At 58.3% G+C, this 13,602-nt stretch carries 12 protein-coding genes; 5 read left to right on the forward strand and 7 right to left on the reverse strand.

The window, feature by feature from the left end:
- The first annotated feature begins 202 nt into the window (after positions 1-202).
- Positions 203-571 carry a DUF2946 family protein gene (locus HSS18214_RS19775; protein WP_371827793.1) on the forward strand — a complete coding sequence of 123 codons (369 nt, stop codon included), beginning with the start codon at positions 203-205 and terminating at the stop codon, positions 569-571.
- A 209-nt stretch (positions 572-780) separates the two neighbouring features.
- Here HSS18214_RS19775 and HSS18214_RS0109010 read toward each other — a convergent pair whose 3' ends face one another.
- A complete protein-coding gene (locus tag HSS18214_RS0109010) occupies positions 781-1,704 on the reverse strand; it encodes a LysR substrate-binding domain-containing protein (RefSeq protein ID WP_026001835.1) in 924 nt (307 codons plus the stop codon).
- 144 nt (positions 1,705-1,848) lie between these two features.
- Here HSS18214_RS0109010 and HSS18214_RS0109015 point away from each other — a divergent pair, with 144 nt between their 5' ends.
- Together HSS18214_RS0109015 and HSS18214_RS0109020 are read left to right on the forward strand one after the other, a co-directional pair.
- Complete coding sequence (locus tag HSS18214_RS0109015) at positions 1,849-3,030, forward strand: M20 aminoacylase family protein (RefSeq protein ID WP_016914968.1); 1,182 nt, start codon at positions 1,849-1,851, stop codon at positions 3,028-3,030.
- A 56-nt stretch (positions 3,031-3,086) separates the two neighbouring features.
- The gene (locus HSS18214_RS0109020; protein WP_016914969.1) at positions 3,087-4,601 is read left to right on the forward strand and encodes an AbgT family transporter; all 1,515 of its coding nucleotides are present in this window, start codon (positions 3,087-3,089) and stop codon (positions 4,599-4,601) included.
- A 1,421-nt stretch (positions 4,602-6,022) separates the two neighbouring features.
- Here HSS18214_RS0109020 and HSS18214_RS0109025 read toward each other — a convergent pair.
- The 6 genes from HSS18214_RS0109025 to HSS18214_RS0109050 all read right to left on the reverse strand — a co-directional run bounded on the left by HSS18214_RS0109025 (position 6,023) and on the right by HSS18214_RS0109050 (position 12,090).
- Positions 6,023-7,336, reverse strand: a complete 1,314-nt coding sequence (locus tag HSS18214_RS0109025; protein ID WP_016914970.1) for a TRAP transporter large permease — start codon at positions 7,334-7,336, stop codon at positions 6,023-6,025.
- Positions 7,336-7,842 carry a TRAP transporter small permease gene (locus HSS18214_RS0109030; protein WP_016914971.1) on the reverse strand — a complete coding sequence of 169 codons (507 nt, stop codon included), beginning with the start codon at positions 7,840-7,842 and terminating at the stop codon, positions 7,336-7,338. Before HSS18214_RS0109030 ends, HSS18214_RS0109025 begins: the two co-directional genes overlap by 1 nt.
- A gap of 73 nt (positions 7,843-7,915) precedes the next feature.
- Positions 7,916-8,914, reverse strand: a complete 999-nt coding sequence (dctP, locus tag HSS18214_RS0109035) for a TRAP transporter substrate-binding protein DctP (protein ID WP_016914972.1) — start codon at positions 8,912-8,914, stop codon at positions 7,916-7,918.
- Between the two features lie 150 nt (positions 8,915-9,064).
- Positions 9,065-9,703: a 3-isopropylmalate dehydratase small subunit gene (gene leuD, locus HSS18214_RS0109040; protein WP_016914973.1), complete on the reverse strand. Its 639-nt coding sequence runs from the start codon at positions 9,701-9,703 to the stop codon at positions 9,065-9,067.
- On the reverse strand, positions 9,700-11,133 hold the full coding sequence (gene leuC / locus HSS18214_RS0109045; protein ID WP_016914974.1) for a 3-isopropylmalate dehydratase large subunit: 1,434 nt from the start codon (positions 11,131-11,133) through the stop codon (positions 9,700-9,702). Before leuC ends, leuD begins: the two co-directional genes overlap by 4 nt.
- Before the next feature lie 153 nt (positions 11,134-11,286).
- Complete coding sequence (locus tag HSS18214_RS0109050) at positions 11,287-12,090, reverse strand: GntR family transcriptional regulator (protein ID WP_016914975.1); 804 nt, start codon at positions 12,088-12,090, stop codon at positions 11,287-11,289.
- A gap of 147 nt (positions 12,091-12,237) precedes the next feature.
- Between HSS18214_RS0109050 and HSS18214_RS0109055 the strand changes: the two genes are divergently transcribed.
- A complete protein-coding gene (locus tag HSS18214_RS0109055) occupies positions 12,238-12,657 on the forward strand; it encodes a nuclear transport factor 2 family protein (RefSeq protein WP_016914976.1) in 420 nt (139 codons plus the stop codon).
- Positions 12,654-13,571: an isocitrate lyase/PEP mutase family protein gene (locus tag HSS18214_RS0109060; protein ID WP_016914977.1), complete on the forward strand. Its 918-nt coding sequence runs from the start codon at positions 12,654-12,656 to the stop codon at positions 13,569-13,571. The genes HSS18214_RS0109055 and HSS18214_RS0109060 overlap by 4 nt, the downstream gene beginning before the upstream one ends.
- Positions 13,572-13,602 lie beyond the last annotated feature (31 nt).

Here is a 13,602-nt window from a genome sequence, read left to right on the forward strand (position 1 = left end):
ATTATGGTAAAAGAGATATAGCGAGTGTTTTAAACTCCCTCTCATTTACTTGATGATGCGCTTCCAGGGATTAGGGCAGCCGCAAGGAGGCTGCTATAATCCCCCTCCGTGAAGATTTCTGGAAACCGGTTGTTCGATGCCACTGTCCCGCTCAGCACGCATGTTCTACTACCGCTGCACGCTTGCGATGGCGTGGGTGGCGATGTGCCTGTTGTTTGCAGGGCCGGTCATTTCTCAGTTCCAGGCCGCCCCGCATCCTCAAGATGCCCATTCCGCCCACACTGGCCACCATCACCATCTCGTCTCCGCTATAGACCCCTCGGGTCATTCCCATGATACCGCGAGTGAGCCCACAGCTTTCGGTGCTCTGGCGAACTGGCATACGCAGTGCGGCTACTGCGAACTATGGCAACACAGCCCTTCGCTCTCGACAGCGTTGCCTGCGATTGCCCAAGGCGCCCTGGTCACTTCTGACGACGTTACGCCTGCGCCTCACATCGGTGCGGTTTTCCACTACAACTATCCGCATTCGTTAACGCGCGGGCCTCCATCCTTATCTAGCGCTCATTAAAACTCTGCGCAGTTGCTTTTATAGTAACGCGTAAAACAGAAAATCAAATAGGGCGACTATGCTTTTTTCAAGCATAACAGCGCTCGGAACAACTGCTGCTTGATCGTTATAAATCACTCTTTAAAATGGCTTGAATAATCGAAGTATAAGCCCAGCGATAAAGTCTTAATTGATCGAATATTTGTAGATCAGCAGCCAAGGAACGATAACTAATCGAATATCTTGAGGCTTTCGAAGATTTTTTGCTCGACTAACGCAACCAACTCGACATTGATGGCGTTGATGGCGGGCTCGAGATTCTTTTCCAGCGGCAGAATGATCTGAAAGTCATAATACAGATCAAAACCGAGCGGGCGAACCACCACGCCCGCTCGCTTGGCGTCGCTGGCCGACACGGCGTTCAAGACGGCAAGGCCTGCACCATTCGCCACCAGACGAATCGCCATTTCTCCCAATGAGACGGTCCATATTTTGCTGGGCGAGACGGCATGCTTCGCCAAGCGCTGGGAAATCAGATGGCGTCCTTGTTCCTTGGGCTCCCCACAAATCAGCGTTTCGTCGGCAAAATCCTTGATGTCGATAAACGCCTTGGCCTCCAGCGGATGCCCCGAGGGAATAAGACACATACCGGGCAGAGAGTATTGGAAACTCTGATAACGCGGATCGACACGAGTATCACTGGTAATACCGAAATCGAAGCGCTGGGCCACCATGTCATCGGGTATCTGGCTTGAGCGATAGGAGTAGAGACTGATCTCCAGCTCGGGAAACTGCTCGGCCAGCAGCGTTGCGGCATCCGGTACCAGACTCATGGCGAACGAGGGCATGCTGACCACCCTCAGCTGGCCAGCCGCCTGATCTTTAAGCCGTTCAGCAAACTGACGCAGGTGGTGCAGCCCCACATAAACCCGTTCCACTTCGTCATAGAACAGCGTGCCACGCCGGGTCGGCAGCAGGCGGTTGTTATGGCGCTCAAAGAGATCGAACCCGAGCCTTGCCTCCAGCTGTTTTATCAAACGGCTGATGGCCGGTTGCGAAATCAGCATCTTGCTGGCGGCTTCCGTTGCGCTTCGGGTTTTCATGATCCACATGAAAGCTTCTATCTGACTATCCGTAAATCCTCGATAAGCCATAACATTTCGTCATCCTTCGATAATCAAAAATCAATATAACTGCTCAATAGAGCCAGTATACAGTTGAATGAAGCTAAAAAAGATGCATCCAGCTTCACGACATAATATTTGGCTATCGCCTGATAAAATCAAAAAGGATTGACCATGATCGATGAAATCTCTGCTAACAATGCCCTGTTTACCGCTTGGCGCCACGATATCCACCAGCATCCCGAGCTGGGCTTCGAAGAGCAGCGTACTGCCAAGTTAGTAGCCGACCGGCTGACAGAGTGGGGGTTTGACGAAGTGCATACCGGGATCGCGACGACCGGCGTTGTGGGTGTGCTGCGGGGCAAGACGCCAAGTTCTCGCACTATCGGGCTGCGTGCCGACATGGACGCCCTTGCCATGACAGAAAACAATCAGTTCGGTCATGCATCACTCACCCCAGGCAAGATGCACGGCTGTGGTCACGATGGGCATACCACGATGCTGCTGGCCGCCGCGTGGTATCTGGCCAGGCATCGCGACTTTTCCGGTACCGTGCACTTCATCTTCCAGCCTGCTGAAGAGGGTCTGGGCGGCGCCAAGGTCATGGTGGACGAAGGTCTATTTGACCGATTCCCTTGTGACCGCATCTACGGCATCCACAATATGCCGGGTATTCCTCAAGGCGAATTCTGGCTTCGCGAGGGCGCGCTGCTGGCCAGTTCCGACCGCTTCACCATCGACATACACGGCAAGGGCGGCCACGCAGCCATGCCCCAGCACGTTGTCGACCCGATGCTGATCGTGAGCGCCATCATCAGCGGTGCGCAATCCATCGTCAGCCGCAATACCTCCCCGCTGGATGCGGCGGTGCTATCGTTTACCGACCTGCACGCAGGCTCTGGCACATTCAACGTCATACCCGACAACGCTACCATGATGGGTTGCATCCGCTCTTTCAACAACACCGTTCGCGAGCATGCCATCCAACGGTTGAAGCAGCTGGTGGAAAGTACCGCGGCCGCCTATGGCGCCACCGCAACGCTCGCCTTTCGCCCCGGCAGTTATCCGGCCACGGTCAACGACGCTCATGCCACGCAGTTGGCCGCCGACGTTGCCCGAGACGTGGTAGGCGATGCCAAGGTGAACAAGAACTGCCAGCCGGTTTCCGGCAGCGAAGACTTCTCTTTCATGCTGCAGGCTGTTCCGGGCTGCTATGTATTTCTGGGCAATGGTGTGGAAGGCGAAACCGGGGGTGTCAGCGTTCATAACCCAAGCTACGACTTCAACGACAGCATCATCCCGGCAGGCGCCTCCTACTTTGTCCAGCTCATCAAGCGCGAACTCCCCGCTCACTAAGCAGTTGACCCATAAAGCTTTTAAAAGGCACTTCCTCGTATAAAGCGGAGAACAATATGGAAGCCAGTAAAAATCAGATTTCCGGTGGCAACACCGGAATCATGCACCGCATTGCGCGTATCGCTGATGCTCTGCCCCACCCCTTTATCATGTTCCTTGTTATCTTTCTCGTCACGCTGGGCCTGTCCGCCGTGATGAGCCAGTGGGTCGCCCCGGTTCGCCATCCTGCTACCGATGAACTCGTACAGGTTCGCTCCCTGCTTAGCTGGGACGGACTGAGATTCATGGTGACCGGCGCGGTGACCAATTTCACCAGCTTCCGCCCGCTTGGCCTGGTACTGGTAATGGTACTGGCGCTGGGGCTGATTCAGAAAACCGGCCTTGCCGATGCGACCATCCGGCGCATGCTTAGCAACGTGGCACCGTCGCTCATTACGCCGGCGGTGATTGTCACTTCCATCCTCGCCAATCTGGTATCGGATGCCGCCATTTTTCTTATTCCGCCGCTTGCAGCTCTCATGTTCAAAACGGTCGGCCGCAACCCGATTGCTGGTATTATCGTGGCATTCATCGCTGTCTTTGCCGGTTTCAGCGCCAACTTCTTCATTGCCGGAACGGACCTTCTGATTTCTGGAATATCGACCGAAGTCGTGCAGAGCGTTCGCCCGGGCTATGAAGTCAGCGTTGTGTCCAACTGGTTTTTCATGTGCGCGTCGGTACCGCTGATCACGCTTATCATTACGGTGATGAATGACCGGTACGTCGAGCCCACGCTGGCACGTTTTGAAGATCAGGGCACCGAGGAAAAAGGAGAGCAGGATATACAGCTAACCGACAGGGAGCGGCGTGCGCTGCGCTACACCGGCCTCGCGGCCTTGGCATATATTGCGGCTGTCCTGCTGCTGATCCTGCCCGAGAGTTCCGGGCTGCGTAATGCCGAAGGCGGCCTGCTGCCCTCACCGTTCATGAGCGGCCTGGTCCCCATCATCGTGCTGTTCTTCAGCCTGTGCGGCATCGTTTACGGTATTACCATCGGCAAGATCAAGCAGGCAAGCGACGTGCCGCGCTTAATGGAAGAAGCGATGCGCGACATGTGCGGGTTTATCGTCATCGTGTTCATGGTGGCGCAGTTCATTGCCATCTTTAACTGGTCGAATCTGGCCATCGTCAGCGCGGTCAATGGAGCCGACTGGCTGTTGAGTATCAACATGCCGACGCCGATGGCCTTGTTGTGTTTCATTCTGCTGGCAGCGGTTGTCAACCTGTTTCTGTACAGCGGCTCGGCGCAGTGGGCATTGATGGCACCGATTTTCCTGCCCATGCTGATGCTCGTGGGACTTGAGCCGGAAGCCATCCAGGCGGCTTATCGGATCGCGGATTCATCGACCAATGTCATTTCACCCATCAATCCCTACCTGCCACTGGTGCTGGCGGTCATTCATCTCTACAACAAGTCGTTTACGCTCGGTCACCTGCTGACCATTGCCATGCCCTACTCCCTTGCCATTCTGGCTGGCTGGAGCAGCCTATTCTTCATCTGGTATCTGCTGGAATTACCCTTTGGTCTGTGAGCATTCTTTGTAATGACCTGATAGACCATGATCGAGTAGGAGGGGGAGTCGCCTCCCCCGTCCTCTCACACCACCGGGCATACGGATCCGTACCACGGCGGTTCCTGTCATCCACTATTGGACTGAGCTTCGTTCCGCTGAATCCGCCCGCCTGTGTGCTCTAAGCGCTTCGACAGTCGTTGGGCTTCCGGCCCGCCACACAGTTATCGAGAGCCCTCCGGGGAGGCTTCTGCTCGTACACATCAGAAAGCGGTCAACTATCCGCTCGTGACAGGTTCAGCCCTTCAGCTCTTGGTTAAAGAGCCTACTATGGCCTCTGCTGACTCCTGTTCGCCCATCCCGACACCTCACGGTGTCGGTAGCCAATGGCAGGCGAACAGGCCTCCCAGGGTAAGGCGCGCGACCTTCCTCCCATCTCCCCGCCGCATCTACTTCCACATCTTCTAGATAGCTATTGGGCTTCGAGTTTCATGGCCCTCTCGCCCAGATGTGGCTGCCTCGTATGCGGTTCCTGTTCGTCGGGCCGGGAGTTTGCCTACAGCTTCCTTCAGATTCCGCCTCGCGACGGACACCCTTGCTGTTCAGCTAACGGTTCCCGCTATCAGGGTCCGTAGGGGACTCTCACCCCCAAGTCATCCCACCAACCACCACGGTTGACCGGATAGCGCCTGAGCGGCGCTTCGCGCCATGCCTGGCGCACATCGAGTAGGAGGGGGAGTCGCCTCCCCCGTCCTCTCACACCACCGGGCAAACGGATCCGTACCACGGCGGTTCCTGCCCCCCATTATCGGGCTGAGCTTCGTTCCGCTGAATTCGCTCGCCTGTGTGCTCTGAGCGCTTCGACAGTCTTTGGGCTTCCGGCCCGCCATACAGTTATCGAGAGCCCTCCGGGGAGGCTTCTGCTCGTACACATCAGAGAGTGGTCAACTATCCACTCGTGACAGGTTCAGCCCTTCAGCTCTTGGTTAGAGAGCCTAATATGGCCTCTGCTGACTCCTGTTCGCCCATCCCGACACCTCACGGTGTCGGTAGCCAGTGGCAGGCGAACAGGCCTCCCAGGGTAAGACGCGCGACCTTCCTCCCATCTACCCGCCGCATCTACTTCCACATCTTCTGGATAGCTATTGGGCTTCGAGTTTCATGGCCCTCTCGCCCAGATGTGGCTGCCTCATATGCGGTTCCTGTTCGTCGGGCCAGGAGTTTGCCTACAGCTTCCTTCAGATTCCGCCTCACGACGAACACCCTTGCTGTTCAGCTAACGGTTCCCGCTATCAGGGTCCGTAGGGGACTTTCACCCCCAAGTCATCCGGCCAACCACCACGGCGGACCGGATAGCGCCTAATTGGCGCTGCGCGCCATGCCTGGCGCACCATGAAAAAAGAGAGGCCGAGGCCTCTCTTCCTTTATTGCCATCAAAACCATTAGCGCACCATGCCGGGCAGCCACGTCGCAAGACTCGGGAAGATGATCAGCACTACCACCAGCAGCATTGAGCAGACGATGTACGGAATCGCCGCGGAGTAGATTTCACGCATGGTGGTACCAGGCGGCGCAACCCCCTTCATGACAAACAGCAAAAGCCCCAAGGGCGGTGTCGAAAAGCTGATCTCGAGTGCCAGCAGCACCACCACACCAAACCACACCAGGTCGAACCCCAGCGCCTGGGCCAGCGGGAAGAAGATTGGCACGGTCAGCATCATGATCGAAATCTGCTCCATGAAGGTGCCCAGCACCAAAAGCACCGCGAACATGGCTAACAGCATCAGAATCGGCGAGAGATCAAAACTGGTGGCCCACTGGATCAGCCCGCCCGAGGCACCAGAAAAGCCCAGCAGCTGGCTGAAGGTCGCCGAGCCAAACACGATCAGATAGGCCATGAGCGTGACCTTGAGCGCACCTGACACCGAAAGCTTGAACGCCTCCCAGGTCATGCAGCGGAAGATGAAAGCCAGGATGATCACCCCCAGGGCCCCAAAGGCAGCCGCCTCGGAAGGCGTAGCAAAGCCCATCAACATCATGCCCACGATGATAATCATGACGCTCAGCATGGGCAGGATATCGGTCACGATCAGCTTGAGCTTGGCCCTCAACGGCACGGGCTCCAGCTCATAGGCAGGCGCTGACTGCGGATCCAGCCGGGTCTGGATGAAGATGGTCACGATATAAAAACCCGCCAACGTCAGGCCAGGCAGAATACCGGCAATCAGCAGTGCGCCAATATCCACTTTTGCCAGCGTCGCCAGCAGCACCGCCAGTGCTGACGGAGGAATGATGATCGCCAGACCGCCGGTTCCCAGAATGGGGCCAATGGCCATCTTCTTCTTGTAGCCTCGGCGTTCCATCTCGGGCACCAGCAACGACCCCATCAATGCCGTAGAGCCCATGGAAGAGCCACTTAACGTGGAGAAAGCCGTGCCACCTACCACGGTGACGTAGGACAAGCGCCCCGGCACCTTGCCCAGCAGCTGATCGACCGCGTTGAACATTTTCATGCCCAGCCCGGTGCGAAAGAAGAGTTCACCCATCAGCAGAAACAGCGGGATGGGCACCAGATTGAAGCTTGAGAGCGCGCCAAAGCCATTGTTCAGCATCTGCATGATGCCTGCCTGCCCGCCCATGAAGTGCCAGGCCCCAATCACGTTGGCTGCCAGGAAGGCCAGCGCAATCGGCGTACCGATCGCCATGAAGATGAGGATCAGTGACAGTAGAAAAGCGAGCGCAAAGTACCATTCCATTATTCTTTAATCCCCGCTTCGCCGCTGTGAAGGAGTTCATGGCCCACCACAAAGCGAGCAAACTCGATGGCCATCAGCGTAAAGCTGATGGGAAATACGATGGTCAGTAGCCATTTGGGAACGAAGAACGCGCGTACGTCATAGTCGCTGCGTTCGATATTCAGCATCACCAGATCCAGCCCTTTCCACGCCAACACGGCACACACCACCACACACAGCAGCGAGACACCCCGGCTGAGGATGTTCAGCGCGGGCAGCGGCAGGATGGAGGTCAGTAGCTCAATGTGTACATGCCCTTTCTGTCGCACCAGCCAGGGCGCGCCCAGCAGGGTGAGATAGAACATGGCGTACTCGGTGGAGAGAAAGAACCACGCCGAAGGTTGCAGACCCAAATTACGAATCACGACCGAGAGCACCACGGCCACCATCAGCCATACCAGCATGATGGCTGCCAGCAGGGCCATGCCGTTGAGCAGCAGCAAATAGCCACGTTGTGCGTAACGCATAGGAAGTCCTGGAAGTCGCCTGGAAACCGGCAGGCGCTACCCATGAGGGGCAGCGCCCACCGGGGTTGCTTGCTTATAAGTCGTTGAACTTCTCAAGCAGCGTGTCGTAGTGCTCCAGCCCCATGGGGTGGCGCTCCATTTGACGACGCATGCGCTCCCAGGTGGCCTCACGGGCGGCTTCGGCATAACGTTCGCCCACCTCCCCCTCCAGAGTGATCACCTGCATGCCATCGGCCTCCAGTGCGGCCTGCTGCTCTTCGGCAAGGGCTGATAGCTTCTCGGCGCTGTCACGCTCGTGCTCGATGGCCACTTCCTGAAGGATTTCCTGGGCCTCGGGGCTGAGCTGATTCCACTTGTCGAGGTTGACGATCACGCCCATGTCCGTGGAAAAGAACGCGGGATCTACCCGGTAGTTGAGGAAGCGATCCCAGTTGAGATCCTTCAGGCCAATTTGCGTCCAGCCGGTGGCATTGACCACGCTACGCTCGAGGGCCGCGTAAACATCGGTGGTCGGCAAGCTGATGGGCTGGGCGCCCAGATAGTCCTGGAAGAACGCATCATAGACCGGGTTGCTGCGCAGGCGCAGCCCCGAGACACTGAGGTTGCCCTCTGCATCGATGGTAGGCTCGTTGATGGTGTAGAGGTTGTAGCTCACGCCACTATCGAACCAGCCCAGATAATAGGTGCCCATCTTCGCTTGATGGATCTCGTTGAGCAGATCGATACCGCCATTGTCACGGGCAAAGATAGCGTTGGTATTGGACGCCACCATGGCATCACGCTCAGGCACCGTGCCCGCATAGAAGCTGGCGGCGGTGTAGGCCATGTCCACCACGCCGTTGCGCACCGCGTCGGGTTGCTCGGAAAGACCGATGACCTCAGGGCCGCCGCGCACGTTGATCTGCACCACGCCCTCACCGCGCTCGTTGACCTTGTCGACGAACTCCAGAAAGCTCTGGGTGTAGATCAGCGAAGGAGGAAAAGCATGGACGGCGGTGATTTGATCCACCGCCAAGGCATGGGTAGACGCCAGCGCCGTGAGCATGCCCAACGTAAGGGTTACTTTTTTCATGTGTATCTCCTGCACAAGGTGATCTTTTGTAGCGGTTATTGTGTTGATCTACTGCCTAAAACCATTGTTGCAAGCGTGCGTCGTGTTGTTATCGGTCCGTCATGTACGGCGCGGGGTGGCTGCTCTGACGGCCGCCTGGCCCGGGCCGCTTTATCCTTTGCTGATGATCGCGGCACTGGGCGGCACGGGCGCCACCCATGGAAACTGCTGTTCGTAGTGCGCGGCGAAAGTATCGATCTCTTCAAGATGCTGCCGGGTCATATCGATATCGTCCCAACCGTTCAGCAGCTTGGTGCGCCACACGGCCGAGACGCTAAAGGATACGCACAGCTCGCCGACGCGAATATGCTGCGCTTCCAGGTCCACCACGATAGGCGCAGGGGCCTCGGCCAGCGCCTGCAGCAGCTGTTCTGCGGCCTCCTCCGTCACCACGGCGGGCAGCAAGCCATTGTTGACGGCGTTGGAGGCGAAGATATCGCCAAAGCTCGGCGCCACGACGCAGCGAAAGCCATCGTCCACCAGCGCATAGACAGCCGCCTCGCGGGAAGAGCCAGCGCCAAAGTTGCGTCTACTGACCATGACTTCCGCCTGGCTCGCCATGGGATGATTGAGCATGACGTTCGGCACCCGCTGGCCCTGTTCGTCATGGCGCACGTCATGCAGCAGAAACTGCCCGTACCCCACGCTGCGTGGCTCCTTCATGAAGCGGGCAGGAATCAGCTGGTCGGTATCGACGTTCGCGGCGGGTAACGCCACCCCCAGAGTGTCCAGGATGGTGATGGGTTTCATGACGGCTCTCCCGAGGCGCGGGGTGAGGAGGAAGCGAGCTGGCGCACGTCAGTCAGCCGCCCGTTGATGGCCGCAGCGGCCACCATGGCGGGCGACATCAAATGCGTACGCGCTCCCGGGCCTTGGCGCCCTTTGAAGTTACGGTTGGTGGTGGACGCACAGCGCTCGCCGCTGGCCACCAGGTCCCCGTTCATGCCCACACACATGGAACAGCCGGAGTGGCGCCACTCCAGTCCTGCGGCCTTGAAAACACGGTCAAGCCCCTCGGCTTCGGCCTGGGCTTTTACCAGGGTCGAGCCCGGAGACACCATGCCCGGCACGCGGCTTTCATGGCCTGCCAGCACGGCGGCGGCGGCACGCAAGTCTTCGATCCGGGCATTGGTGCAGGAACCGATGAAGACACGGTCGATGGTGATGTCGGTGAGCTTTTGCCCTGCCGTCAATCCCATGTAGGCCAGGCTCTCCCGGGCCTGGCGCGCTTTGGCGGGGTCATCCAATTGCGCAGGATCGGGCACGTGCTGATCAATGGGCAGCGCTTCTTCAGGCGAGACGCCCCAGGTCACCGTGGGGGCGATTTCGTCGGCATTCAGCACCACTTCCAGATCGAACTCCGCATCAGGGTCGCTGCATAGCGTCGCCCAGTGCGCACAGGCCTGCTCGAAAGCCATGCCCTTCGGGCACCAGGGGCGTCCACGCAGGTAGTCGAACGTCGTTTGATCCGGGGCGATCATGCCGCAGCGCCCGCCACCTTCGATGGAGAGGTTGCATAGCGTCAGCCGCGCTTCCATGGAGAGCGCCCGAATCGCCTCGCCCGCATACTCGATGGCATAGCCGCGAGCACCGTCGGCCCCCAGCTTGGCAATCCAGGTCAGGGCGATATCCTTGGCGGTGATACCTGCCGCCAGTTGGCCATCCACCGTAATACGCATCACTTTGGGCTTGCTCTGCCACAGGGTTTGGGTGGCCAGCACATGGGCCACTTCTGACGCGCCAATCCCGAAAGCAATACTGCCGAACGCCCCGTGGGTGGCGGTATGGCTGTCGCCGCACACCATCACCATACCGGGCTGAGTAAGCCCCTGCTCGGGGCCCAAAACATGCACGATCCCCTGGCGAGGGTCCTCCAGGCCAAACAGCGCCACCCCGTGCTGTTGCGTGTTATGGCTGAGCTGCTCAATCATCGAGCGCACCTTGGCGTCTGCCACCTCGGCAAGGTCGCGTGCCTGAGTGGGCACATAGTGGTCGGCAATGCCAAAGGTCAGGTCTGGCCGGGCGACAGGCAGCTGCCTTTCACTCAACTTGTTGAAGGCGTGGAACGACCCTTCATGGACAAAGTGACGATCTACCCACAGCAGGCTTTGGCCGCTTTCGCTGCGATGCACTTCGTGGGTTTGCCATACCTTGTCGAATAGCGTCTTGGGGGAACTCATTGTCGTCACTCGCTGCCTCAGTGCGCCTTGCCAGGCTTGTCATTGTTACCCCAATACAACTAGCGCAGTTATCCAGCACAGGTCAAATGTATTTTTTGAAATTTTAAATCTGTATTAAATTTAATACATTAAAAGCAGAGCAAAAATGCCCACTTACCCCTCGCCCTGGGTGGGTCCACCGCCCACACGGGGCTCCCAGTACCGCGCATCACCATCGCCGTTGCGCTCCAGATCGATCTGAAAACGATAGCGGTCGGGCCGATACAGCGCCTCCAGATGCTCCACTCCCCGCCCTTGCTCATCGAATACCACGCGGGTCAGGGAGATCAGCGGCGAGCCCACGGTGACATCCAGCGCCTGGGCCACGTCATGGCTCGCCAGGGTGGCCGAAATGGATTGCGACGCGTGGTCCACCTTCACGCCGCTGCGCTCCAGCAGCACGAACAGCGGTGTATTGGCCAGATCCATCTCGTTGTAGTGCAGCGCGATGGCCTCCGGCACATGGGTAATCAGATGCGAAAACGGCTTGCCATCGACCATCCGCACCCGCACCGAACGCTGCACCTTGCCGCCTCTGGCCATGCCCAGCCGCTCGCGAATCATCTCCGGGGGCGGAATGTAGGCAAACTCCAGCAGGCGCACCTGGGACGCCTGGCTCATCTTGACCATGTTGGGCATCAGGTTGGAGACGCTGGCCGTCATCACCGTGGCATCCAGCGGCTGCTCCAGCACCACGGTTCCCACCCCCGCCCTGCGATCGACCAGCCCGGCAGACTGCAGCGCCTCCATGGCGCGCCGAACGGTCACGCGGGAAACGCCGTGCTGCTCGGCCAGCTTGTTTTCGCCCGGCAGCTTGCTGTCGGCGGGCAGCCTGCCGCTGAGAATGGCATCTTTCAGCAACAGGTATATCCGGTGCGATTTGGTCCCACCCACCGCCGAGGACTGTGCATCACTCATTCACGCCCCTCCAGGGTATGCTTCAAAAAATATTCACATCGGGCTTGACGCGAGAACAACAATAGACATAAAAATGTATTAAATATAATACATATAAAACACCGTATCAGCATACCGCATTTGCCATATCAACAAGAGTAATGCGCCGTGAAGAATACGCAATGCCTCGATGTTCACCCCCATGACGTGCAGCAGGTGCTGACGTTTCTGGACGCCATGGAAGCACGCGATCTACCGCTTGCCCAGCGCTGTCTGGCCGAGCATGTCGTCATGCAGTTCCCGGGGGCGCCCGCCATGCATCATCTCGACGACGTGGTGGCGTGGGCCCGACACCGTTATCGCCGCGTCAGTAAAACCTTTCATGCCGTGAACCACTGTTTGACACCTCGCCAGAGCATCGTCGTGTGCCACGGCGAGCTGGCCGTCGAGTGGTTGGACGGCAGCACCAGCGCCAGCGTGCGCTTCATTGACCGCTTCGAATTAACCGATGGACTGATTACCCGCCAGGATGTCTGGAATGACCTGGCGCTGGCGCAACCCGCCCCCCACATGACGAGACCGCTATGACACGCCAACACAATGTTTCCCATCAGGCTTCCTCTCCCCTGGCGCACCAGCCAGCCCAACTGAAGCAGCACTTGAACGACAGCAGGATCGTCGTGGCCCCCGGCGTCTTCGATGCCCTCGGCGCATCGCTTGCCGAGCAAGCAGGCTTCGACACCGTCTACCTGTCGGGTGCCAGCCTGGCCTACACCCAGTTGGGCCGCCCGGACATTGGCCTGCTCAGTATTACCGAAATTTGCACCGCCATGTCGCACATTCGCGAGCGCACGCAGCTTTCGGTGGTGGTGGACTGCGATACCGGCTTCGGCAACGCCATGAACGTCATGCGCAGCGTACGTTTGCTGGAGCGCGCAGGTGCCAATGCCATTCAGCTGGAAGACCAGACCTATCCTAAACGCTGCGGCCACCTGCGTGGCAAAACGCTGGTCTCCAAAGGTGAAATGGTCGGCAAATTGCATGCCGCATTGGACGCTCGGGAAAGCGACAGTACGCTGATCATCGGCCGTACCGACGCACTGGGTGTCGAAGGCACCGACAGCGCCATCGAGCGCGCCCAGGCCTACCATGAAGCGGGCGTCGACATGCTGTTCATCGAAGGCATTCGCAGCGACGAAGATATCGGCAAGATCATGGCACAGTTCAAAGGCAAGGTGCCCATCATGGCCAACATGGTGGAAGGCGGCGACACCCCGCTGAAAAATGCCAAAGCCCTGGAAGCACTGGGCTTTTCGATGGTGATTTTCCCAGGTGCGCTGGTCCGGGCCATCACCCACATGGCCAGCCGCTTTTTTGCCACGCTGAAAGAGGATGGCACCACCGATGCGTTCCGCGACCAGATGCTCGATTTCAAACAGCTCAACGACTACCTGGGCACCCAGGCGATGCTCGAGCTGGGCGAACAGTACGACAATCGCTAGCGCTCGTTCATCGGTACGTTGCGATTAGTGA

The organism is Vreelandella stevensii S18214, from assembly GCF_000275725.1.
Taxonomy (GTDB): domain Bacteria; phylum Pseudomonadota; class Gammaproteobacteria; order Pseudomonadales; family Halomonadaceae; genus Vreelandella; species Vreelandella stevensii.

Excerpts from the sequence above, each read along its gene's own strand:
- HSS18214_RS19775 (WP_371827793.1), top strand. The coding sequence starts at position 203 with ATGTGCCTGTTGTTTGCAGGGCCGGTCATTTCTCAGTTCCAGGCCGCC.
- HSS18214_RS0109010 (WP_026001835.1), bottom strand. The coding sequence starts at position 1,704 with ATGGCTTATCGAGGATTTACGGATAGTCAGATAGAAGCTTTCATGTGG.
- HSS18214_RS0109015 (WP_016914968.1), top strand. The coding sequence starts at position 1,849 with ATGATCGATGAAATCTCTGCTAACAATGCCCTGTTTACCGCTTGGCGC.
- HSS18214_RS0109020 (WP_016914969.1), top strand. The coding sequence starts at position 3,087 with ATGGAAGCCAGTAAAAATCAGATTTCCGGTGGCAACACCGGAATCATG.
- HSS18214_RS0109025 (WP_016914970.1), bottom strand. The coding sequence starts at position 7,336 with ATGGAATGGTACTTTGCGCTCGCTTTTCTACTGTCACTGATCCTCATC.
- HSS18214_RS0109030 (WP_016914971.1), bottom strand. The coding sequence starts at position 7,842 with ATGCGTTACGCACAACGTGGCTATTTGCTGCTGCTCAACGGCATGGCC.
- dctP (WP_016914972.1), bottom strand. The coding sequence starts at position 8,914 with ATGAAAAAAGTAACCCTTACGTTGGGCATGCTCACGGCGCTGGCGTCT.
- leuD (WP_016914973.1), bottom strand. The coding sequence starts at position 9,703 with ATGAAACCCATCACCATCCTGGACACTCTGGGGGTGGCGTTACCCGCC.
- leuC (WP_016914974.1), bottom strand. The coding sequence starts at position 11,133 with ATGAGTTCCCCCAAGACGCTATTCGACAAGGTATGGCAAACCCACGAA.
- HSS18214_RS0109050 (WP_016914975.1), bottom strand. The coding sequence starts at position 12,090 with ATGAGTGATGCACAGTCCTCGGCGGTGGGTGGGACCAAATCGCACCGG.
- HSS18214_RS0109060 (WP_016914977.1), top strand. The coding sequence starts at position 12,654 with ATGACACGCCAACACAATGTTTCCCATCAGGCTTCCTCTCCCCTGGCG.